The following is a 678-nucleotide window of genomic DNA, read 5'->3' on the forward strand; positions in this document are numbered from 1 at the left end:
AACCGACCCTCCACCGTCCGCGTCTCACCCGTGGAGGCGCATCCGAGAGGTCGTGTGTTGTAAAGAGACGGGCACCGGTCGGCGTACTGCGCGGGTGTCCCCCCCCCGGGCGGTTCGACGAGGCGTTGACCCCGCGCCGTTTCGGGCCTTCCAAGGGCCCTTTCCGCCCCAGCCTTGCCCTGGGCCGGGGCCTGTTCACCCCCCAGCAGTTCGTCCTGCCCCAGGGCGGGCGGCTGGCCGCCGTCAAACGCGACGAACAGGTCCCTTTCGCGGCCCGCCTGCCTTCCGGCGCCGGCCGAGGCTGAGGCCGCCGCCGGGGGGCGGGCGCCGCCCCGCGGCGGATGATTTGGCGGCGCCGGTCGGCTTCCAGGGAGGGCACCTGCAGACACGGAACGGGGTGCCCGCGGCGGGCTACGCTACCCGCCCTGCACCCGCGCGGCGCGGGCCCGCGGCGGTGCAGCCGCCTCCGCCCGGCGCCACGCTCGATCCCGCGCCGTCCTGGCCGACCGCCAGGGCCTGCTGCGGCGTCAGCCCCGCCGGGTTGCGGCCCCCGTCCAGCAGCGGGTGCCCGCCGGCGGTGACCAGCTGGCCGTTGGGCGGCAGCGACAGGTTTCCGGGGCGGGTATAGGCCTCGCCACCGTCCGGCGACTGCACGGCCAGCCAGCGGTCGGCGTGCAG

1 pseudogene is annotated in these 678 nt (G+C 76.8%); it reads right to left on the reverse strand.

The features are described 5' to 3' along the window. Window positions 1-411: 411 nt before the first annotated feature. A pseudogene (locus CSC68_RS15755) lies at window positions 412-678 on the reverse strand (hypothetical protein); the annotation flags it as partial.

The sequence above is a fragment of the Pseudoxanthomonas suwonensis genome, from assembly GCF_010093235.1.
Lineage (GTDB): Bacteria > Pseudomonadota > Gammaproteobacteria > Xanthomonadales > Xanthomonadaceae > Pseudoxanthomonas > Pseudoxanthomonas suwonensis.